Origin of the sequence: Streptomyces viridochromogenes DSM 40736 (assembly GCF_000158955.1) — a bacterium.
In the GTDB taxonomy this organism is placed as follows: domain Bacteria; phylum Actinomycetota; class Actinomycetes; order Streptomycetales; family Streptomycetaceae; genus Streptomyces; species Streptomyces venetus.
Genome location: NZ_GG657757.1, coordinates 4,184,309 through 4,204,681, shown reverse-complemented (window position 1 = coordinate 4,204,681; position 20,373 = coordinate 4,184,309). Strand labels below are relative to the sequence as shown.

17 protein-coding genes, 5 tRNA genes and 1 pseudogene are annotated in these 20,373 nt (G+C 71.3%); 10 read left to right on the top strand and 13 right to left on the bottom strand.

The features are described from left to right. Positions 1-175: 175 nt before the first annotated feature. The 7 genes from SSQG_RS18435 to SSQG_RS18405 form a co-directional block, all read right to left on the bottom strand. Positions 176-367 carry a DUF6274 family protein gene (locus tag SSQG_RS18435; protein ID WP_003991316.1) on the bottom strand — a complete coding sequence of 64 codons (192 nt, stop codon included), beginning with the start codon at positions 365-367 and terminating at the stop codon, positions 176-178. A 214-nt stretch (positions 368-581) separates the two neighbouring features. Beyond that, positions 582-656: transfer RNA gene (locus SSQG_RS18430), tRNA-Asp, on the bottom strand. A 93-nt stretch (positions 657-749) separates the two neighbouring features. After that, a complete protein-coding gene (gene hrpA / locus SSQG_RS18425; protein WP_003991315.1) occupies positions 750-4,730 on the bottom strand; it encodes an ATP-dependent RNA helicase HrpA in 3,981 nt (1,326 codons plus the stop codon). A 236-nt stretch (positions 4,731-4,966) separates the two neighbouring features. After that, a tRNA-Phe gene (locus tag SSQG_RS18420) sits at positions 4,967-5,040 on the bottom strand. A 24-nt stretch (positions 5,041-5,064) separates the two neighbouring features. After that, a tRNA-Asp gene (locus SSQG_RS18415) sits at positions 5,065-5,139 on the bottom strand. Positions 5,140-5,174: 35 nt separating this feature from the next. After that, positions 5,175-5,247 (bottom strand) — tRNA-Glu (locus SSQG_RS18410). Between the two features lie 80 nt (positions 5,248-5,327). Continuing rightward, positions 5,328-6,932, bottom strand: coding sequence for a metallophosphoesterase family protein (locus SSQG_RS18405; RefSeq protein ID WP_003991314.1), 1,605 nt, complete (start codon positions 6,930-6,932; stop codon positions 5,328-5,330). Between the two features lie 83 nt (positions 6,933-7,015). Here SSQG_RS18405 and SSQG_RS18400 point away from each other — a divergent pair, with 83 nt between their 5' ends. The 4 genes and pseudogenes from SSQG_RS18400 to SSQG_RS18385 all read left to right on the top strand — a co-directional run bounded on the left by SSQG_RS18400 (position 7,016) and on the right by SSQG_RS18385 (position 10,421). Continuing rightward, positions 7,016-7,366 carry a metallopeptidase family protein gene (locus SSQG_RS18400; RefSeq protein WP_039933053.1) on the top strand — a complete coding sequence of 117 codons (351 nt, stop codon included), beginning with the start codon at positions 7,016-7,018 and terminating at the stop codon, positions 7,364-7,366. Between the two features lie 87 nt (positions 7,367-7,453). Further along, the gene (locus SSQG_RS18395; RefSeq protein WP_003991312.1) at positions 7,454-7,993 is read left to right on the top strand and encodes a hypothetical protein; all 540 of its coding nucleotides are present in this window, start codon (positions 7,454-7,456) and stop codon (positions 7,991-7,993) included. A 379-nt stretch (positions 7,994-8,372) separates the two neighbouring features. Next, positions 8,373-10,231, top strand: a pseudogene (locus SSQG_RS18390) (DEAD/DEAH box helicase). Between the two features lie 117 nt (positions 10,232-10,348). Beyond that, a tRNA-Lys gene (locus tag SSQG_RS18385) sits at positions 10,349-10,421 on the top strand. Between the two features lie 102 nt (positions 10,422-10,523). On the opposite strand, the gene SSQG_RS44020 is transcribed toward SSQG_RS18385, so the two are convergent. From SSQG_RS44020 to SSQG_RS18370, 3 genes are all read right to left on the bottom strand, one after another. Continuing rightward, the gene (locus tag SSQG_RS44020) at positions 10,524-11,015 is read right to left on the bottom strand and encodes a hypothetical protein (protein WP_052310301.1); all 492 of its coding nucleotides are present in this window, start codon (positions 11,013-11,015) and stop codon (positions 10,524-10,526) included. Positions 11,016-11,306: 291 nt separating this feature from the next. Beyond that, entirely contained in the window at positions 11,307-12,164 is an 858-nt protein-coding gene (locus tag SSQG_RS18375) for an RNA polymerase sigma factor SigF (RefSeq protein ID WP_003991309.1), read from the bottom strand. Positions 12,165-12,459: 295 nt separating this feature from the next. After that, positions 12,460-12,954 carry a MarR family transcriptional regulator gene (locus SSQG_RS18370; protein WP_003991308.1) on the bottom strand — a complete coding sequence of 165 codons (495 nt, stop codon included), beginning with the start codon at positions 12,952-12,954 and terminating at the stop codon, positions 12,460-12,462. A gap of 193 nt (positions 12,955-13,147) precedes the next feature. Here SSQG_RS18370 and SSQG_RS18365 point away from each other — a divergent pair, with 193 nt between their 5' ends. The 5 genes from SSQG_RS18365 to SSQG_RS18345 all read left to right on the top strand — a co-directional run bounded on the left by SSQG_RS18365 (position 13,148) and on the right by SSQG_RS18345 (position 17,322). Next, a complete protein-coding gene (locus tag SSQG_RS18365; protein ID WP_208865656.1) occupies positions 13,148-14,353 on the top strand; it encodes a PP2C family protein-serine/threonine phosphatase in 1,206 nt (401 codons plus the stop codon). 113 nt (positions 14,354-14,466) lie between these two features. Further along, positions 14,467-15,366 carry an STAS domain-containing protein gene (locus tag SSQG_RS18360; RefSeq protein ID WP_003991306.1) on the top strand — a complete coding sequence of 300 codons (900 nt, stop codon included), beginning with the start codon at positions 14,467-14,469 and terminating at the stop codon, positions 15,364-15,366. Positions 15,367-15,407: 41 nt separating this feature from the next. Then, on the top strand, positions 15,408-15,806 hold the full coding sequence (locus SSQG_RS18355) for an STAS domain-containing protein (RefSeq protein ID WP_039935175.1): 399 nt from the start codon (positions 15,408-15,410) through the stop codon (positions 15,804-15,806). Then, positions 15,806-16,249 carry an anti-sigma regulatory factor gene (locus SSQG_RS18350; protein WP_003991304.1) on the top strand — a complete coding sequence of 148 codons (444 nt, stop codon included), beginning with the start codon at positions 15,806-15,808 and terminating at the stop codon, positions 16,247-16,249. Before SSQG_RS18355 ends, SSQG_RS18350 begins: the two co-directional genes overlap by 1 nt. Next, entirely contained in the window at positions 16,249-17,322 is a 1,074-nt protein-coding gene (locus tag SSQG_RS18345) for an ATP-binding SpoIIE family protein phosphatase (protein WP_003991303.1), read from the top strand. Before SSQG_RS18350 ends, SSQG_RS18345 begins: the two co-directional genes overlap by 1 nt. 450 nt (positions 17,323-17,772) lie before the next feature. On the opposite strand, the gene SSQG_RS18335 is transcribed toward SSQG_RS18345, so the two are convergent. The 3 genes from SSQG_RS18335 to SSQG_RS18325 all read right to left on the bottom strand — a co-directional run bounded on the left by SSQG_RS18335 (position 17,773) and on the right by SSQG_RS18325 (position 19,694). Beyond that, entirely contained in the window at positions 17,773-18,300 is a 528-nt protein-coding gene (locus tag SSQG_RS18335) for a MarR family winged helix-turn-helix transcriptional regulator (RefSeq protein ID WP_208865655.1), read from the bottom strand. A 100-nt stretch (positions 18,301-18,400) separates the two neighbouring features. Continuing rightward, a complete protein-coding gene (locus SSQG_RS18330) occupies positions 18,401-19,042 on the bottom strand; it encodes a GTP cyclohydrolase II (protein ID WP_039933047.1) in 642 nt (213 codons plus the stop codon). 136 nt (positions 19,043-19,178) lie between these two features. Continuing rightward, positions 19,179-19,694, bottom strand: a complete 516-nt coding sequence (locus SSQG_RS18325) for a MarR family winged helix-turn-helix transcriptional regulator (RefSeq protein WP_003991300.1) — start codon at positions 19,692-19,694, stop codon at positions 19,179-19,181. Positions 19,695-19,806: 112 nt separating this feature from the next. Here SSQG_RS18325 and SSQG_RS18320 point away from each other — a divergent pair. Continuing rightward, the coding region (locus tag SSQG_RS18320) for a RibD family protein (protein ID WP_003991299.1) at positions 19,807-20,373 on the top strand (567 nt) is incomplete at its 3' end.

Sequence of the window (20,373 nt, the reverse complement as noted above, 5' to 3'; positions counted from 1 at the left end):
TGCACATATAAAATTGACCCGTTGTAGGCGGGGAGTAAGTACCGCACTTTCCAAAACTCATGCAGTGACACCCGTCACATACCAAGCGGCTTGTTAGCGCCGACGGCGGTGCGGTAGAGGAGCTTCCGGTCTCCAGCGACCCACGTGTGGACGGGTGTTGGGGCCGGGTCTCCCGTCACGCCCGCGCCGGGCTCTCGTCCTCGATGACCTCCTCGGAGGCCTGCGCGGCGCGAGGTGTGGATTCCAGCGTCAGGCGCAGCAGGTGGTGGCAGATCGGGCAGTGACGGGTGAGGTGCCGGTACGACGACGCGGCCGCCAGGTGGGCGCGCAGCAGGGCCCGCGTCTCGTGCCTAGCCGATGCCGCCATACGCCACCTCCAGGGGCCACACGGGGAGCGGTCCTGGTTTCTGGGTACCGAGCGAATGAGAGCCCGTCAAGACGGCGCGAGGGCCCAGGGAGGGACGCACAGAGCGCCGGGCGGGGGGTGGCCTCCACCTTGACGGGGTGGCGAGGGCGCGTGGTTGAGGGCATGCAGAAGGGCCCGCGTCCCTCGCGGGATGCGGGCCCTTCTGTCTTCACTGCGGTCCTGACGGGATTTGAACCCGCGGCCTCCACCTTGACAGGGTGGCGAGCACTCCAAACTGCTCCACAGGACCAGGTTTCGCGGCGCCATTCGTGCGTTGCGCTGCGAGAAGAGACTGTACAGGAGGGTGGGCGCCTGGTCGAACTCACCCTGGGTGCTCGTGCCGTTACGGCGCCACCGCGTCGATCGCCTTCACGATCCGCTTGTCGGAGACGGGGTACGCCGTGCCGAGCGCGTGGGCGAAGTAGCTGACCCGGAGCTCCTCGATCATCCAGCGGATGTCGAGGACGGCCGAGGGGACCGGCCGGCCCTGCGGCATCTGCTCCAGGAGCCAGGCGTACTCGTCCTGCATCTCCTGGACCTTCTGCATCCGCGTCGTGTCCCGCTGGACGTTCGTCGGCATCTGCTGCAGACGGCGGTCGGCCGCGACCAGGTAGCGCATGAGGTCCGGCAGCCGGCGCAGACCCGCCTCCGTCACGAAGCCCGGCTTCACCAGGGCGTCCAGCTGCCCCCGCACGTCCTGGAGGTTCGGCAGCAGCGCGGGGCTGCGTACGGTCTTCAGACGGCGCTCACAGGCCTGCCAGGCGGCCAGCACCTGCTGCACCTGCCCCACCGTACGGACGGTCGTGTCGACGATCTCGGCGCGCACCTTGTCGTACAGCTTCCGGTACGACTCCTCGTCCCACGCCGGCCCGCCGAAGTCCGCGATCAGCTTGTCGGCCGCCGCCATCGCGCAGTCGTCGAACAGCGCCTGGATGGAGCCGTGCGGATTCGAGGACAGCGCCAGCTTCTGCGCGTTCGTCAGCTTCTCGGAGGCGAACTTCGCCGGGTTCACCGGGATGTTGCGCAGGATCAGGCGGCGGGTGCCCTTCCACATGGCCTGCGCCTGTTCCGCCTCCGTGTCGAAGAGGCGTACGGAGACCGTGTCGCCGTCGTCGACCAGCGCCGGATACGCCTTCACCGGCTGCCCGGCCCGCCGGGTCTCGAAGACACGGGTGAGCGTGCCGATCGTCCAGTCGGTGAGGCCCTTGCGCTCCAGCGACTCGCCGCCCCGGCGTTCCGCGGTGGCCGCGGCCGCCTGGGAGAGGGCCTTGCGGGCCTTGGGCCGCAGCTGCAGCTTCAGCGCCTCCAGGTCCTTGTCCTCCGCCAGCTTCCGCCGCCGCTCGTCGACGATCCGGAAGGTGACCCGCAGATGGTCGGGGACCTTGGCCCAGTCGAAGTCGTCCGCCTCGAAGGGCACGCCGACCATGCGCCGCAGCTCGCGGGTCATGGTCGTGGTCAGGGGCTCTTGATGGGGGTCCCCCCGGTCGAGCGAAGCCGAGACCGGGGGAGGTGCCGCCTTGTCCAGGAACGCCTTCGCGTAGTTCGGGGCCGGGACGTAGTTCCGGCGGATCGGCTTCGGCAGGGACCGGATCAGCTCCGTCACCAGCTCTTCGCGCAGGCCCGGGATCTGCCAGTCGAAGCCCTCATCCGTGACCTGGTTGAGGACCTGGAGCGGGATGTGCACGGTCACGCCGTCGGCGTCCGCGCCCGGCTCGAACTGGTACGTGACTCGGAACTTGAGGTTCCCCTGGCGCCAGGAGTCCGGATAGTCGGCCTTGGTGACCTCGCCCGCCTTCTCGTTGATGAGCATCTCGCGCTCGAAGTCGAGGAAGTCGGGCTGCTCGTGCCGCTTGCGCTTCCACCAGGAGTCGAAGTGGGCTCCGGAGACGACGTGTTCGGGGATCCGCTGGTCGTAGAAGTCGAACAGCGTCTCGTCGTCGACCAGGATGTCCCGGCGCCGGGCCCGGTGCTCCAGCTCCTCGACCTCGGTGAGGAGCCTGCGGTTGTCCGAGAAGAACTTGTGGTGGGTGCGCCAGTCCCCCTCGACGAGCGCGTTCCGGATGAACAGCTCGCGGCTGACCTCCGGGTCGATCCGCCCGTAGTTGACCTTCCGCTGCGCCACGATCGGCACGCCGTACAGCGTGACCTTCTCGTACGCCATCACCGCGGCCTGGTCCTTCTCCCAGTGCGGTTCGCTGTAGGTGCGCTTGACGAGGTGCTGGGCGAGGGGTTCGACCCAGTCGGGCTCGATCTTGGCGTTGACGCGGGCCCAGAGGCGGGAGGTCTCGACGAGTTCGGCGGACATCACGAAGCGCGGGGGCTTCTTGAAGAGGGCCGAGCCGGGGAAGACCGCGAACTTGGCGTTCCGGGCGCCCAGGTACTCGTTCTTCGAGCCGTCCTTCACGTCCTTCATGCCGATGTGGGAGAGCAGGCCGGCGAGGAGGGAGACGTGGATGCGGTCGGCCGGGGCGTCGTCCTCGTTGAGGTGGATGCCCATCTGCTTCGCGACCGTGCGCAACTGGGAGTAGATGTCCTGCCATTCGCGGATGCGAAGGAAGTTGAGGTACTCCTGCTTGCACATCCGGCGGAAGGAGGACGAACCCCGTTCCTTCTGCTGCTCGCGGAGGTAGCGCCAGAGGTTCAGGAAGGCCAGGAAGTCGCTGGTCTCGTCCTTGAACCGGGCGTGCTGCTGGTCCGCCTGGGTCTGCTTGTCGGCGGGGCGTTCCCGCGGGTCCTGGATGGACAGCGCCGCCGCTATGACCATGACCTCGCGGACACAGCCGTTCCTGTCCGCCTCCAGGACCATCCGGGCCAGCCGGGGGTCGACGGGCAGCTGGGCGAGCTTGCGGCCGGTGTCCGTCAGCCGCTTGCGCGGGTCCTTCTGCGCCGGGTCGAGGGCGTTCAGCTCCTGCAGCAGCTGGACACCGTCGCGGATGTTGCGGTGGTCCGGCGGGTCGATGAAGGGGAACTTCTCGATGTCGCCGAGGCCGGCCGCGGTCATCTGGAGAATGACGGAGGCCAGGTTCGTCCGGAGGATCTCCGCGTCCGTGAACTCCGGGCGGGCGTTGAAGTCGTCCTCGCTGTAGAGGCGGATACAGATGCCGTCGGACGTACGGCCGCAGCGGCCCTTGCGCTGGTTGGCGCTGGCCTGCGAGACCGGCTCGATGGGCAGCCGCTGGACCTTGGTGCGGTGGCTGTAGCGGGAGATGCGCGCGAAGCCCGGGTCGATGACGTACTTGATGCCCGGGACCGTCAGGGACGTCTCGGCGACGTTCGTGGCCAGAACGATCCTGCGGCCGGTGTGCGGCTGGAAGACGCGGTGCTGCTCGGCGTGGGAGAGCCGGGCGTAGAGGGGCAGGATCTCCGTGAAGCGGTAGTTCTTCTTCGTGAGGGCGTCGGCCGTGTCGCGGATCTCGCGCTCGCCGGAGAGGAAGACCAGGATGTCGCCCTTGCCCTCTTTCTGGAGCTCTTCCACGGCGTCGGTGATCGCGGTGATCTGGTCGCGGTCGGCGTCGTCGGAGTCCTCTTCGAGGAGCGGCCGGTAGCGGACCTCCACGGGGTAGGTCCGGCCGCTGACCTCGACGATCGGGGCGTCGCCGAAGTGCCGCGAGAAGCGCTCGGGGTCGATGGTGGCCGAGGTGATGACGACCTTGAGATCGGGGCGCTTCGGCAGCAGCTGGGCGAGGTAGCCCAGCAGGAAGTCGATGTTGAGGGACCGCTCGTGGGCCTCGTCGATGATGATCGTGTCGTAGGCGCGCAGCTCGCGGTCGGTCTGGATCTCGGCGAGCAGGATGCCGTCCGTCATGAGCTTGACGAAGGTGGCGTCCGGGTCGACCTGGTCGGTGAAACGCACCTTCCAGCCGACGGCCTCGCCCAGCGGCGTGTCCAGCTCCTCCGCCACGCGTTCGGCGACGGTACGGGCGGCGATCCGTCTCGGCTGCGTGTGCCCGATCATGCCGCGCACGCCCCGCCCCAGCTCCATGCAGATCTTGGGGATCTGGGTCGTCTTGCCGGAGCCGGTCTCGCCGGCCACGATCACGACCTGGTGGTCGCGGATGGCGTCGGCGATCGCGTCCTTCTTCTGGCTGACCGGCAGCTGCTCGGGGTACGTGATCGCGGGCACCCGGGCTTGCCGCCCGGCCATCCGCTCCTCGCCCTTGGCGACCTCCGCCTCGATCTCGGCGAGCACGGCGGCCCGGGCCTCCGGCTTGCGGATCTTGCGCGCACCTTCGAGCCTGCGCCCGAGCCGGTGCGCGTCGCGCAGGGACAGCTCGGTCAGGCGGGAGGCGAGGGCGCCGAGTGCGGGGGCGGATTGCGTAGACATACGCGATCCAGGATCTCATCCCCGGGAAATCCGTGGCGAACGCTTTTGTCTCGGCGGTGCGCGGGGCGGGCGGCGGGGGTCATGACGCGTGGCGACGCTGCTCGGCAGCGAACTGGCCCGCAGCGCGAACCGTGGTTCCCGTTCACGGCGGAGCGGCGGGGACGAGTAGTCGACCGACACGAAAACGGCCCCACCGATGATTCTCGGTGGGGCCGCATGCCCTGCTAGGGCGGCGGTGGCTGGGGCCGGGGTCGAACCGGCGACCTTCCGCTTTTCAGGCGGACGCTCGTACCAACTGAGCTACCCAGCCACGAGGTTTCACGTGAAACCTCAGCGGTCCTGACGGGATTTGAACCCGCGGCCTCCACCTTGACAGGGTGGCGAGCACTCCAAACTGCTCCACAGGACCAAGCTTCGTACGACAGTGTCGCACAGGGTGATGCGTGCCCCCAACGGGATTCGAACCCGTGCTACCGCCTTGAAAGGGCGGCGTCCTAGGCCGCTAGACGATGAGGGCTATCGGCCCGCCTGCGCGCTTCTCAGCGCGTCGGGGACGTGAGAAGCATATGGGATGGCGGGACCTATCGCCAAAACGGTTTAGGGGGAGGGCGACGCGGTGCCCGTCGTCGGGGTGCTCGGGGACGCAGCGCTGGGGGACGGGGTGCGCGGGGAGGGGGACGCGCCCGGCTGGTTCTCCTCGGGCAGGTGGCGGCTGACCTCCGCTGTCGTGAGGCCGAGGCCGCCCAGTTCGATCTCGTCCCAGGCCTGGAGGTGCCGGGTGTCCCGGTCGAAGTAGAGGATCGACGCCTCGATGGGGTCCGGATGCTTGCCCTCGATGGCGCGCAGGCCGCTGCCGCCGGTGGAGCCCTCGATGCGCAGGCGGGTGCCGTACTTCAGGACTTCCGTCTCGTCGTGGTGGATGTGCCCGGCCAGGACCAGGGGGACCTCACCGTCGACCTCGCGGGCGGCCGACGGCTCGTGGGCGACGGCGACGTCCACCGGGGTGCCGGCGGTGCTCTGGTCGCGCAGGGCCGTGGCCAGGCGGGCGCCCGCGAATTCCTGGGACCGGCGGGCTCCGGCGCTCTTGGAGCGGTCGGGGGTGAACTGCGGGTCGCCCATGCCCGCGAAACGCAGGCCCTTGATCGTCTTCGCCCGGCCGTTGTCCAGGACGTGGACGTTCTTCAGGCCCTCCATGTAGTCCTGGGTGATCGTCGAGTCGTGGTTGCCGCGCACCCAGACGTAGGGGGCCCCGAGGTCCTCGATGGGGTCCAGGAAGCCGTTCTCGGCGGCCGTGCCGTGGTCCATCGTGTCGCCGGAGTCGACGATCACGTCCACCTTGTACTGCTCCACGAGCGAGGCGATGATCTTCCAGCTCGCCGGGTTGAGGTGGATGTCGGAGACGTGCAGGACCCGGATGGTGGACGGGTCGGGCGCGTAGGCGGGCAGCGTCGAGGTGGCGTCGTAGAGCTTGGTCACGTTGGTGACCAGGCGGGCCAACTCCTTCTGGTACACGTCGAATTCCGTGACGATGCTGCGGGCGTTGCCGACCAGGGAGGGGGCCGAGGTGAGCAGGCCGGAGAACTTGGGTTCCAGGACGGAGTCGGGGCGCCAGGTGGCGTACGCCGTGCCGCCCGAGGCGGCGAGGAGCGTGAGGGCGAGGCCTCCGGCGGCCAGGGCGCGGCGGGGGCGGCGGTAGACCGCGAGACCGAGGGCGGTGGCACCGCCGACGACGGCGACGCCGGAGCGTACGGCCAGGTCGAGGGTGCCGCGGCCGACGTCCTCGGTGACCTCGTCCTGCAGTCCGGAGAGGCGTTCCGGGTGGTCGACGAGGGCCTGGGAGCGCTCCGGGTCGAGCTGGTCGACGTTCACGTCCAGCCGGACGGGGGCGACGTGGCTGTCCAGCTGGAGCGCGCCCAGCGGCGAGATATTGATCTTGGTGCCGCCGGTGAAGGAGGGGCGCAGGGTCATGGTGGTGTTCATGGGGCCGACCGGGACCCGGACATCGCCCACCACCAGCAGGCCCAGCCAGGCGCCGAGCAGGACGACGGCCACGAGCCCGGCCGCGCGGGCCCACGGGTGCGGCTGCGGCACGAGCGCGATCGTGGCCGGGGCCTGTCGGGAGCGGTACCGGCGGGCGAGGGCGCGCGGGGCCTTGCGGATCGGGTTCAGGACACTCAGGACAGCGGCGGGGACGCGGGCCATTGGTCCCGTATGCCCATGTGCCCGGCCGGATATGCGACGTCGGATGGCTCTCGTACGGGCGGGCCGTGGCCGACAATGGGCCTGTGCTGGAGATGACGCGCGAGGAGTTCGAGGAGCTGGTCGCCGAGGCGCTCGACCGGATCCCGCCCGAGCTGACCCGACTGATGGACAACGTCGCGGTGTTCGTCGAGGACGAGCCGCCGACGGAGGACCCCGAGCTGCTCGGGCTGTACGAGGGGACTCCGCTGACCGACCGGGGTGAGTGGTACGCCGGTGTGCTGCCGGACCGGATCACCATCTACCGGAATCCGACCCTGAGGATGTGCGAGTCGCGGGAGGACGTCGTCGCCGAGACGGAAGTCACCGTGGTGCACGAGATCGCACACCACTTCGGCATTGACGACGCGCGCCTTCACGCCCTGGGTTACGGCTGACCCTGATGTGAACGCGGGCGGCGTGTCCTCTTGCGGGCGGCGGGAGTTGGAGGTGTTGACTCCATCACCCCTTTCGGAGGTGGCCCCGTGCGCCCCTTGTACGTACCCGTCCGCCTGGCCGCCACCTTCGTGGCCGTCGCCGCCGCCGCCGGCTGCATGAGCGTCGGCGACGACGGTGCGGGCGGGAGGGCCAAGCCGTCGCACTCCGCCGGGCAGCGCGGCGGGGAGGCGCCCGACGGCGGGTCGGGGGTGTCGGGCGGCGGCACCGGGATCGGTGTCGCCTCGGCCGGTGGCGAGCGCGGGCACGGCAAGGGCCGGAAGGGTGCGAAGGGCAAGGACGGCAAGCGGGGGGAGTCGGCGTCCCCCGAGGCGTCGCCGACCGCCGCGGCGAGCGCGTCCGCGCAGGGGCGTGAGCCGGGGAAGCCGGGCAAGCCGGACCGGCCCGTGCCGAAGCCGCCGGCTCCGCCCACTCCCACCCGGACGGACGATCCGGAACCGACGCCGACGCCGCCGGAGCCGACGACGTCCCCGGAGCCCACGCCGGAGCCGTCGTCGTCGGCGCACGAGCCACCGGAGCCGCAGCTGGAGCAGCGGGAACCGGCGCCGGAGGCCGGGGCGCCGGCGTAGTGTCCGTCCCGGGCCGCGCGGTGGTGCGGCACGGCCGGGCAGCCCCGTTGTGGCCCGGCGGTGTTGCGGCGGTCACACGAGCGGACCGTTGTTCGTGCCGCGGGAACATTTCCGGGCGATGGCCGGTTGTCAGCACACGGGACGTGCCTCGGCGCGCTCCCACTGTCGCCCGCACCATTCGGTTTGCCTTGACGGGGCCGGACTGCGTATGGTGGCAGATCGTTTGATCCCATCTTGCCCGGCGCCACCGCAGAGCGCGCCGTGTGGCGCGTACTCTCCCTTGCCGTGGTGGACCGCATTGAGGCGGTCGTATTGCGAATCGCGAATCACGGAGTTGACGGGCGCGTGCCGACGAGACTCCGGAAGGTTTCGCATTCGCATGTCCATCGCCAGTACTGATCACGTCGTCGTGCCCGAGAACGAGGCAGTCGAAGACACCCCCAGCGTCACTTTCGCCGACCTCGGCCTGCCCGAAGGCGTCGTGCGCAAGCTCGCGCAGAACGGCGTGACCACCCCCTTCCCGATCCAGGCCGCGACCATTCCGGACGCCCTGGCCGGAAAGGACATCCTCGGCCGTGGCCGCACCGGCTCCGGCAAGACCCTGTCGTTCGGTCTGCCGACCCTGGCGCGTCTCGCCGGCGGCCGCACCGAGAAGCACAAGCCCCGCGCGGTCATCCTCACCCCGACCCGTGAACTCGCGATGCAGGTCGCGGACGCCCTCCAGCCGTACGGCGACGTCGTCGGCCTGAAGATGAAGGTCGTCTGCGGCGGTACGTCGATGGGCAACCAGATCTACGCCCTGGAGCGCGGCGTCGACATCCTCGTCGCCACCCCGGGCCGGCTGCGCGACATCATCAACCGTGGCGCCTGCTCCCTGGAGAACGTCGAGGTCGCCGTCCTCGACGAGGCCGACCAGATGTCCGACCTGGGCTTCCTGCCCGAGGTCACCGAGCTGCTCGACCAGGTCCCGGCCGGCGGTCAGCGGATGCTGTTCTCGGCCACGATGGAGAACGAGATCTCCACGCTGGTCAAGCGCTACCTGAGCAACCCGGTCACGCACGAGGTCGACAGCGCCCAGGGCAACGTCACGACCATGTCGCACCACATCCTCATCGTGAAGCCCAAGGACAAGGCGCCGGTCACCGCCGCGATCGCCTCCCGCAAGGGCCGCACGATCATCTTCGTCCGCACCCAGCTGGGCGCCGACCGCATCGCCGAGCAGCTGTGCGACTCCGGTGTGAAGGCCGACGCGCTGCACGGCGGTATGACGCAGGGCGCGCGCACCCGCGTGCTGGAGGACTTCAAGAAGGGCTACGTCAACGCGCTCGTCGCGACCGACGTCGCCGCCCGCGGCATCCACGTCGACGGCATCGACCTGGTCCTGAACGTGGACCCGGCCGGCGACCACAAGGACTACCTGCACCGCGCGGGCCGTACGGCGCGTGCCGGCCGCACGGGCACGGTCGTCTCCCTCTCGCTCCCGCACCAGCGGCGGCAGATCTTCCGGCTGATGGAGGACGCGGGCGTCGACGCCACGCGCCACATCATCCAGAGCGCGGGTGCCTTCGACCCGGAGGTCGCCGAGATCACCGGCGCTCGGTCGATGACCGAGGTGCAGGCCGAGTCCGTGGGCAACGCCGCGCAGCAGGCCGAGCGTGAGGTCGCTCAGCTCACCAAGGAGCTGGAGCGGGCCCAGCGGCGTGCGAACGAGCTGCGCGAGGAGTCCGACCGGCTGCTCGCCCGGGTCGCCCGTGAGCGGGGCGAGGAGCCTGCCGCGGTGGTGGCCGGCGAGTCCGCCGAGGCTCCGGCGGGCGTCGAGGTGTCCGTGCCGGAGCAGCCGACCGCGAAGGACGTCGAGCGCGAGGACCGCGCCGAGGCTTCCGCGCCGTACGAGCGGCGGGAGCGGCGCGAGGACCGCGGTGGCTTCCGTCGTGACGACCGTGGTGGCCGTTCCTTCGACCGCGACCGTGACCGGGACCGTGACCGTGGTGGGCGTTCGTTCGAGCGTCGTGACGACCGTGGTGGCTTCAACCGGGACCGTGACCGGGACCGTGACCGTGGCGGTCGCTCCTTCGACCGTGACCGTGGCGGCTTCCGCCGGACCGCGACCGCCGGGACGACCGTCCGGGCTACCGCTCCGGCGGCCACGACCGTCCCTACGGCCGTCGTGACGACCACCGTGGCGGCGGTTCCTTCGGCCGCCGCGAGGACAAGCCGCGCTGGAAGCGCAACGGCTGACGCTCCGCGTCAGTGACCCGCACCGGGCCTGTTTCCCCCTTCGGCACGGCCGGGTCCCCGATACCCGATCGGAGACTCGGCCACCTCGGGCTATGCTCGTGGGGGCAACATCGCCTGGGGCCCTTAGCTCAATTGGCAGAGCAGTGGACTTTTAATCCATTGGTTGTGGGTTCGAGTCCCACAGGGCCTACCTGAGGCAGCGCCCGAGTCGACTCCGGTCGGCTCGGGCGCTGCCGCGTTCTCCGGTTCTCACGTGCCGGTCGTCAGCCGCCGTGGAGCAACGGGAAGCCCTTCAGGAGCTGCTGGAGGTGCATGACCTGCCGGGGGATGAACTCGGCGATGGTGAGGCCGAGCCCGCTCTCGTCGCTGTCGACGTGCTGCGGATGCATGGCTCCCCTTTCAGGAGGGGGCGCGGCGTACGGAGTTGGCGGGGGCGCGGGTGGGCCACGACGACCTGCGCGACCTCGTCCCAGTGTGTGTACAGCTCGTGGGCGGCGGGGTCGAGGAGGACGTAGCGGGCGAAGTTGCGTTCCCGGTACGGCAGTCCGTCGCAGTCGGTGGTCAGGGCGCGGGCCAGGTGGGTGGCGGCCGGCACGTCCTGGCGGTGGTTGACGACGAAGGCCGGTGAGACGCCGCCCAGGATGTCCAGCATCTGGTGGACCTCGGGGCGTACGCGCGGCACGCGCTCCGGGCGGCGGGACCGGGCGAGGTCGAAGAGGTGGCCGCGTTCGTCGTCCTCCAGTCGCAGGGCACGGGCGACCGCGTCCAGCACCGCCTCGGACACGTTGGGGTGGCGGCCCTGTTCGAGGCGGGTGTAATAGTCCGTCTCACCCCGGCCAGGTGCGCGACCTCCTCGCGGCGCAGGCCCGGCACCCGGCGGACGCCGCCGCACGGGGCCACACCCGCCTCGCCCGGGCTCAGCCGGGCCCGGCGGCCGCGGAGGAAGTCTCCCGGTTCGGCGTTCCGCTCCGTTTCTCCAGCATTCGCCCGGACGGCGCCGGCCGTCCGGGCGAGGGTGGCCCAGGTGGACCCAGGCTCGGGCGGTCTCTCCGGTGGACCGCGCCGCCGCCCGGGCTCAGCCCGTCGCGAGCATCCCCGACCGGAGTCGCGCCACGGTCCGGGCGATCAGCCGGGACACGTGCATCTGGGAGATGCCGAGGCGCTTGCCGATCTCCGCCTGGGTGAGTTCCTCCACGAAGCGGAGGTGGAGGATGAGGCGCTGGCGTTCGTCGAGTTCGGCGATCAGGGGGGCCAGCGCGTGGAAGTCCTCGACGAGTTCCAGGCCCGGGTCCTCCTCGCCGATGAACTCGGAGAGCGTCGAGTCGCTGTCCTCGGAGTCGCCGCTGATCGTGGCGTCCAGGGACGAGGACAGGTAGCCGTTCGCCGCGACCTGGGCCTCGACGACCTCCTCCTCCGACAGGTTCATCAGCGCCGCCAGCTCCGCGACTCTCGGTGCGCGGCCGAGGCGGGAGGCCAGTTCCTCGGTGGCCTTGGCGAGTTCCGTACGCGCCTCCTGGAGGCGGCGCGGCACGTGCACGGCCCAGGACGTGTCGCGGAAGAACCGCTTGATCTCGCCGACGATGTACGGCACCGCGAAGCTGGTGAACTGGACCTCGCGGGAGACCTCGAAGCGGTCGATGGCCTTGATGAGGCCGATGACGCCGACCTGGACGACGTCCTCCATCGCCTGGCCGCTGCTGCGGAACCGGCGGGCCGCGAACCGCACCAGCGACATGTTCATCTCAATAAGCGTGTTGCGTGCGTACTGGTGTTCGGGCGTGCCCTCCTCCAGTACGGCGAGCCGGTCCAGGAACTGTCCGGTCAGCCCGCGCGCGTCCTGCGGGGCGAGCTTCTGCGGCTCCGCGATCTGCGGCAGGTCCTCGCCGGTGGCGGTGGAATCCGTCGTCGTGCCGATACGCGTGGTCGCCGTCACGGGCCCTCCCTCTGGTTCCGGCCCGCTCCCATCCCCCGACAGGCCACCTCCCGCCCCGCTACCCGCGCTTGCCGGGCTCATGCCCCGGGCACCCCGCGCAGAGACGTAGACCACAGTCGACGCAGGTCGGCGCGTTGTCGGGGTACTCGGACCAGGAATGCGGAGAGGAGGTCGAGGGATGCGAGGAGCGGACAGTTGTCGTTTGACAACCATAGTCGCACAGCAACAAAGTAGCCGTGGCGGACGGGCACGGGGAAGGATCCGGAATGTACAACCCGGTGCCACGACGGGCAGTTCAGGCAGTCCGGGTGTCGGACGCGGGGACGTCGTCGGAGTCGTGGTGTATCTGGGCCGCCGCCGCGTCGCAGAACGCCTCCAGCCCCTGGAGCAAGGCCACCCGCTTCGCCGCGGGCATCTGGTCGAGCACCGCGCGCAGCGCCTGCTCCCGGCGGATACGCAGGTCGGCCAGGAAGGCCCGGCCCCGGCTGCTGAGCTGCAGGCGCACCTCGCGCCGGTCCACCGCACTCACCACACGCTCGACGAACCCGGCCGCCTGCAACCGGTCGCAGAGCCGGCTGGTCGAGGGCGGCGTGGAGGCGAGGGAGTCGGCCAGGGTGCGCAGGTTGATGCCCTCGTGGTGTTCGAGGATGAGCAGCACACGCAGCTGGGACGCGGAGGCGGGTGCCGTCGAGGCCCGGCCCCAGAGGACCTCCAGCAACTCCGCAGCCGTGGAGGTCACACGAGCGACCTCTGCTGGCTCAGGGCGGGGTCGGAGGGAAGTCACAGTCACACTCTCGCAGGCACCGGGGTGGCCGTCAGCGTACTAGGCGTGCGGGCGGCGAGGGCCGAAGCCGGCGCGGGGGCGGCCGTCGCCCACCGCGCCCGCGGCCGCGCGCGCCCGCCCCGTACCGGATGACCTGCGCTCCAGGATCCGTACCCCTTCATTCGTAGACGACCGATCAGAGATAGGTGTTCTGACCGAAATGACCATTCTTGTGGACAGATTCGTGGCCGCCGAGCGCGCGTTGCGCACGGCGGCCCCCCACCAACTGCTGGACGCGGTCCGTCGTGTACTGACCGATCAGTACACGGCGGACTCCGTCGAGCTGTTCCTGGCCGACTACGGACTGACGGTGCTTCAGCCGGTGTCCGTGCTGCCGCACACCCTGCAGCCGGTGTCCGTGCACAACAGCCCGGCGGGGCGGGCCTTCGGCGCGCAGGAGCCGCACCTGGAACCCCTTTCGGACAGCCGCGTGCGCGCGCATCTGCCGGTCACCGTGCGCGGCGACCGGCTCGGCGTACTGACGGTGACCCTGCCCGGCGGTGCGCACCTCGACGACTGCCTGGGCGAACTGACCGAGATCGCCGAGGTGCTCGGGCACGAGGTGGTGGTGGCCGAGCGGGACACCGACCTGTACCTCCAGGCGCGCCGCAGGGACCGGCTGACCCTGGCCGCCGAGATGCAGTGGCAGTTGCTGCCCGGCCGCTCCTGCGCCCGCCCCGAGTACGAGCTGGGCGCGCAGCTGGAACCGGCGTACGCGATCTTCGGCGACAACTTCGACTGGTCCGCCACGGCCGACCGGCTCAGTCTCTACGTCACCAACGGCATGGGCGAGGGCATAGAGGCCTCCCTGCTGACGAACCTGGCGATCAGCGCCCTGCGCAACGCACGCCGGGCCGGCCTGCCCCTCGCCGACCAGGCGGCCCTGGCCGACCAGGCGGTGTACGCCCACTACCGGGGCCGCTGCTACCTGTCCATGCTCATGCTCGACTTCGAGCTCGCCACCGGGCGGGTCCGGGCCGTGGACGCCGGTTCCCCGCAACTGCTGCGGCTGCGCCGGGGCGTGGTGGAGCGGGTGTCCTTCGAGGCCCAGCTGCCGCTCGGCATGTTCGAGGAGACCGACTACGTCGTCCAGGAGTTCTGGGCCGAGCCCGGCGACCGGCTGGTCTTCGTCAGCGACGGGGTGTACGACGTGGCCTCGCCGGGCGGAGAGGCGTACGGGGACGCCGCGCTGGCCCGGGCGATCCAGTCGACCCGGCTGCTCCCGGCCGCCGAGGTGCCCCGGGCCATCCTGCGCGAACTGACCGGCCATCGCGGCGGATCCGTCGCGGACGACGACGCCCTGGTGGTGTGTCTGGACTGGCGTGGGAGGCAGGGGATGGGGGAAGGCGCAGGTCGTGAGAGTTGACGAGGACTTGTTTGGTGGTGTCGCCCGTCGGCACTAATGTTTGTCATACGGCAAGTAACGGCGGAGGCGCCGCGGCGCGACCTCGGTCCTGCCCGTGCAAGGGAGCGATACAAGTGACGGTGTCGGAAGAGAACGCGGACCAGGAGCCGGTCGCACAGCAGGTGAGCGCCTTCCTCGAACGGCGCCGGGAACAGATCGCCCAACGCTGGGCGGACGCGGCGCTGTTCCGCACGGTCTTCACCGTATCCCGCGACGAGGCGGTCGAGGCGGGCAGGGCCGTGGCGGCTGCGCTGGCCGCGGTGGCGGCCTCCGGGCGGCTGGAGGACATCCGGGCGTCCGGCTTCGAGGCGGTGCGCGACCAGTTGGGGCGGATGGCGGCCTCCCGCGCCCGCACGGGCCTCGACCCGGACGGCGTCGCCAGGGAGGTCGCCGCGCTGCGCGAGCCGGCGACGGAGGTGCTGCGCGCCGAGTTCCCGGACCCGCACTCCCCCGAGGCGCAGGAATGCGTGGTGGCGCTGACCGTGCTCCTCGGCACGCTGCGCCTGGTCGTGTTGGAGACCACGGTCAGCGCGGGCGAGGAGGTCATCGCACGACAGCGCGAGCAGCTGCACGAGGTGGCCACCCCGGTGATCAAGCTCTGGGAGAGCACGGTCGCCGTTCCGCTGATCGGCACGCTGGACAGCGCCCGCAGCCAGGTCGTCATGGAGAGCCTGCTGGACGCGATCGTCGCCGAGCGCGCCCGGTACGCCATCCTCGACATCACCGGCGTGCCCACGGTCGACTCGCTGGTCGCCCAGCACCTGATGAAGACGGTGGCGGCGGCGCGCCTGATGGGCGCCGAGTGCATCGTCTCCGGGATCCGGCCCGCGATCGCGCAGACCATAGTCCACCTGGGCATCGACCTCGGTACGGTGCTCACCCGCGCGAGCCTGGCGGACGCCCTGGCCTACGCGCTCAGCCGGCAGGGCGTCGCCATCGGGCCGGTCCCGGCGGCGGACGCGGGAGCGCGGTGACCGGGGCCGGGGGCAACGGGCCCGCCGGGTACGGACACCCGGTGGCCGGGGCCGCGGGCGGGCACGCCTTCACGGTCCCCGTCCTCAAGCTGGGCGACATCCTGCTGGTCACCCTCCAGGGGGAGTTGCACGACGGCATGGCCGAGCAGCTCCAGCAGGACATCACGGACCGGATCGCGCACACCCGGGTGACCGGTGTGGTCATCGACATCTCCGGCGTGGAGATCGTCGACTCCTTCCTGGGCCGGGTCCTCGCCGAGATCGCCGCGGGAGCCGAACTGCTGGCCGCCCGTACGGTGCTGGCCGGAATGCGCCCGGCGGTGGCCATCACCCTGGTCGAGCTGGGCCTCACCCTGCCCGGACTGCTGACCGCCCTGGATGTCGAACGCGCGATGGAGATGCTCACCGCCGGTGAGCGGCAGGGCGAGGGGAGTCCGTGATGCAGGCCTCGCGCCATGCCGCCCCGGCCAGCCTGCCGATCGGCTCGGACGCCGACCTGGCCTGGGTACGGCAGCAGGTCCGGCAGGCCGCCGCCGAGCTCGGCTTCGGGCTGGTGCAGCAGACCAAGCTCGTCACCGCCGCCAGCGAGCTGGCCCGCAACACCCTCGTCCACGGCGGAGGCGGCCATGTGATGATCACCCCGCTGGACACCGGGCAGTCACACGGGCTGCGGCTGGCCTTCGTCGACGCCGGGCCCGGGATCAGGGATCTGGACCAGGCGATGACCGACGGCTACACCAGCGGCGGCGGGCTCGGCCTCGGTATGAGCGGGGCGAAGCGGCTGGTCCATGAGTTCGACGTGGAGAGCCGGCCCGGCGAGGGGACCACCGTCACCGTGACCGCGTGGGCGACCGCCGTGCCGCCGTCCCGACCGGGGGTGTGATGAGCAGGGTCTGGGACGTGCCGGTGGACGACTCGACCCGGGTGCGGGACGTCCGGGTGGCGGCCGAGGAGGCCAGTGCGTGCGCCGGGCTCGGCACCCACCGCACGGCGACCGCGGCGCTCGTGGCGACGGAACTGGCGACCAACCTGATCCGGCACGCGGACGGCGGGCACATGCTCATCAACCTCGTCGAGCGCGCGCACAGTGGCGGCCCTCGCCAGTCGGTGCAGCTCGTCTCGCTCGACCACGGCCCCGGCATCCCGGACATCGCGGTGGCGATGCGTGACGGCTACACCACCGCGTCCTCCCTGGGCGCCGGCCTCGGCACGTGCCGGCGCATAGCGAACGACTTCGACCTGCACAGCGCACCCGGCCGGGGCACCGTGGCCGTGGCGCGCATCGACCACGAACCGCCCGCCGGCCGGACGGGGACTTCCCCGCGGGGCGGGCCGAGCGCGGGTGGCGTCAACGTCCCGCTGGGCCGGGCCGAGCACTCCGGCGACGCCTGGAGCCACGTGGGCGACGGCGACCGCCTCACCCTCCTGCTCGCCGACGGGCTCGGTCACGGGGCCAAGGCCGCGGAGGCGTCCGACGCCGCCGTGAAGGAGCTGCGCGGGGCGGCGGGCCTGCCGCCGGCCGAGATACTGCGGCACCTCGGCCGGGCCCTGCGCCCCACCCGGGGCGCGGCCGTCGCCGTGGCCCAACTCGACCTCGCGTCCGGGCGGTTGCACTTCGCCGGGATCGGCAACGTCGGTGCCCGCCTGCGCACCGGCGGTACATGGAAGCCACTGCTGTCCCAGCCCGGCATCGTGGGCGCCCAGGCCCCGGCGTCGGTGCCCGTGCAGCGGGTGCCGTGGCAGGACGACAGCCTCCTCGTCCTGCACAGCGACGGCCTGCCCGGCCGCTGGACGTCCCCCGAGGACACCGTGCTCCTCGGCTGCGACCCGGCGCTGATGGCAGCGGTGATCCTCAGGGACGCGGGCAGCGCGGCCCGTCCGGTGAGCGACGACACGTGCGTGGCGGTACTGGGCGGCGGGGGCCCCGCGGCGCGCCGCGCCGACTCGACGGGCTGACAAGCACCGGGGTTTCGAGGACCGACCGGGCGTGGGGCCGGTTCGCCGGTGAGTTGTTCCGCTGTCGTCGTCCGCCGTCTTGGGGCGGGGCCTTGTGGCGGGGCCGTCTCCCGGTCTCCGGTGGGGTTTCGGGATCGTCTGTCGGCTTGGTGGCGGGGCTTTCTGTCGGCGGCGACCTCCGGTTCGCCGGTGAGGCGTTCCGCGGTCGCCCTGGTGGACGTGGCCGCAGACCGCGGCAACATTGCCGCGGGCGCAGCGCTCGGTGGCCGGGGCGATGCCGGCGGCGTGCAGCTCGTCGTCCGCCGGTTCGAGGGCGGGTCTTCTGGCGGTCGCCCGGGCCCGCCGTGCCGTCCCCCGGCTCAGTGGCCGGGCTTTCTGCCGGCACCGTCTCCCGGCCCACTGGCCCGGATTCGTCATCGCGCCCGGCCCGGCGCACGCGCCCCGGCGCCGTCAGCCGGTTCCGTTCGTTCCGCCCGGGCGGGGCACGTTCGCGTCCTGGGCCGCGAGGAACCCCCGCAACCCCGTGCTCAACGCCGCCCGTTCCGCCGGTCGCATCGCTGCCAGGGCCGTGGTCAGGGCCTCGGCGCGGCGGCCCGCGACCTCGCCCAGGACATGCTGTCCGTGGGTGGTGAGCCGCAGCTGCACCTCACGGCGGGTGTCGGGGTGCGGGGCGCGCTCCAGGAGGCCGGCCGCCGCGAGGCGGTCGCAGAGGCGGCTGGCCGTCGGGAGGCCGATGTCCAGCCGGTCGGCCAGGGTCGTGAGGTTCAGGCCGGGCGCCGCCTCCAGTGTGCGCAGCGCGCGCAACTGGTGCAGGGACAGACGCAGGGACGCGTTCTGCGCGGCGACCGACCACAGGGCCGCCAGGCTGTCCACCGCATCGGCGATCTGTGACGCGACGGCCTCCGGGCCGTCGCCCGGTCTCCTCGCCCGGTGGTCACCGGGGCCGCCGAGTTCGGTCACGAAACGGTCACTTTCCATAAGCTCCGGGTACTGCTGAGGTCGCCCTCTTTCAAAGGCTGTACCCGATGAGCCGAAGGGCAAGCAGTTCCGTTCGCCGACCGGCAGCGGCCGGGAAGCGTCAGCCGGCGCTCAGCTCCGTCAGCGCGGCGAGCGGCAGCGTGTGCTGCGTCTGGAGGACCTTCGCGCGCAGGTAGCGGACGTTGTGCGCGGTGGTGAAGACACCCGTGGGGATCCGGTCGCGGACATCGACGCCCAGGGTGCGCAACTGGTCCGCTTTGTCGGGGTTGTTGGAGAGCAGGTCCAACTCGCCGATGCCCAGGGCCCGCAGCATCTGGGCCGCCGCCGTGTAGTCGCGGGCGTCCTCGGGCAGCCCCAGGGCCGCGTTCGCCTCGTACGTGTCGAGGCCCTGGTCCTGGAGGGCGTACGCGTCGAGCTTGTTGTAGAGGCCGATGCCCCGGCCCTCCTGGCGGAGGTAGAGGAGCACGCCGCCGCGGTCGGCTATGCGCTCGACGGCCTCGCGCAGCTGCGGACCGCAGTCGCAGCGGGCCGAGCCGAACACGTCCCCGGTCAGGCACTCGGAGTGCAGCCGCACCAGCGGAACCGGTCCGGGCTCGCCCAGGACGACGGCCACGTGCTCCTGGCCGTCGGCCAGACCGTGGAAGGTGACGAGCTCGGCGTCGGCCTCGTAACCGTCCTGGAAGCGCAGCGGGACCCGGACGCGGGAGCGCGGGGTGGCGACGACGGTGGGAGTGTCGGGCATGCGGGGCCTCCGGGTTCCGTTCCTGTTCGGCTGCACAGCCGTGCTGGACTGCTTCAGATTTGAAGCAGATCCACGATCGGAACCCTACTCGTGCTTTAAATTTGAAGCAACGACCGCCGGGTCCTTGTGACGTCCCTCACGAACAGGCCGTCGACGACCTCCGCCGCCACGGCACGTCGTCCGACGCCGGCCGCGCCCCGTCCTCCTGGAGCCCCTGCGCGATCGCCGAGGAGATCTCCTCCAACTGCCCCACCTGCTCCTCGCTGAGCCGGTCGAAGAGGAAGCTCCGCACGGTCTCGACATGCCCGGGCGCGGCGCGCTCCAGTACGGCGAACCCCTCGTCGGTCAGGGCCGCGATGCTCCCCCGCTTGTCGTACCGGCAGGCCTCACGCCGCAGCATGCCGTCCTTCTCCAGCCGCGTCACCGCGTACGTCAGCCGGCTGCGCGTGATCTTCAGCCGCTCGGCGAGGTCGGTCATGCGCAGCCGCCGTTCCGGGGACTCCGACAGGACGGACAGGATGGAGTAGTACAGGTGGGGCATGCCGGCGTCCTGCTGGAGCTGCCGGTCGATCGCGTCCTCCAGGAGCAGCGAGGCGGCGATGTACGCGCGCCAGGCGCGTTGCTCCTCGGGGGTGAGCCAGCGATTCGTCATGCCACCAGTGTAGGTTTGTTTCAAACTTGAACCAAGCCCGCAGTTTCGGTCCAGCCCGGTCCAGTCCAGCACAGCCCCGCCTCCGTGACCCGAGCCTCCGAGGAGCGCGTCGATGCCCCACCCGTACGTCCTGCTGTCCGCCGCCGTCTCCCTCGACGGCTACCTGGACGACACCGGCCCCGAACGCCTGCTCCTCTCCAGCCCGGCCGACTTCGACCGGGTCGACGAGGTCCGGGCCTCCGTCGACGCGATCCTGGTCGGCGCGGGGACCATCCGCGCCGACAACCCGCGGCTGCTGGTCAACTCACCCGGGCGGCGTGCCGCCCGCACGGCCGCCGGCCTGCCGGAATACCCCCTGAAGGTCACCGTCAGCGGCACCGGCGACCTCGACCCGGAGGCTCGGTTCTGGCACACCGGAGGCGAGAAGGTTCTCTACACCACCGACGAGGGCGCCGAACGCGCCCGTGCCCGAGGCCTCGCCACGGACGTCGTCCCGCTCGGCGCCGGCCTCGACTGGCGGAGCCTCCTCACCCACCTGCACGACGTACGCGGAGTGCGTCGGCTCATGGTCGAGGGCGGCGGCCTGATCCACACCCAGCTGCTCACCCAGGGCCTCGCCGACGAACTCCAGCTGGTCCTCGCCCCGCTCTTCGTGGGCGACCCCGCCGCCCCCCGCCTC

What these genes read in the sequence shown, in the direction of transcription:
- SSQG_RS18435 (WP_003991316.1), bottom strand. Translation starts at nt 367, where the DNA reads ATGGCGGCATCGGCTAGGCACGAGACGCGGGCCCTGCTGCGCGCCCAC.
- SSQG_RS18350 (WP_003991304.1), top strand. Translation starts at nt 15,806, where the DNA reads ATGCAGGCCTCGCGCCATGCCGCCCCGGCCAGCCTGCCGATCGGCTCG.
- hrpA (WP_003991315.1), bottom strand. Translation starts at nt 4,730, where the DNA reads ATGTCTACGCAATCCGCCCCCGCACTCGGCGCCCTCGCCTCCCGCCTG.
- SSQG_RS18405 (WP_003991314.1), bottom strand. Translation starts at nt 6,932, where the DNA reads ATGGCCCGCGTCCCCGCCGCTGTCCTGAGTGTCCTGAACCCGATCCGC.
- SSQG_RS18330 (WP_039933047.1), bottom strand. Translation starts at nt 19,042, where the DNA reads ATGCCCGACACTCCCACCGTCGTCGCCACCCCGCGCTCCCGCGTCCGG.
- SSQG_RS18325 (WP_003991300.1), bottom strand. Translation starts at nt 19,694, where the DNA reads ATGACGAATCGCTGGCTCACCCCCGAGGAGCAACGCGCCTGGCGCGCG.
- SSQG_RS18365 (WP_208865656.1), top strand. Translation starts at nt 13,148, where the DNA reads ATGACCATTCTTGTGGACAGATTCGTGGCCGCCGAGCGCGCGTTGCGC.
- SSQG_RS18335 (WP_208865655.1), bottom strand. Translation starts at nt 18,300, where the DNA reads ATGGAAAGTGACCGTTTCGTGACCGAACTCGGCGGCCCCGGTGACCAC.
- SSQG_RS18345 (WP_003991303.1), top strand. Translation starts at nt 16,249, where the DNA reads ATGAGCAGGGTCTGGGACGTGCCGGTGGACGACTCGACCCGGGTGCGG.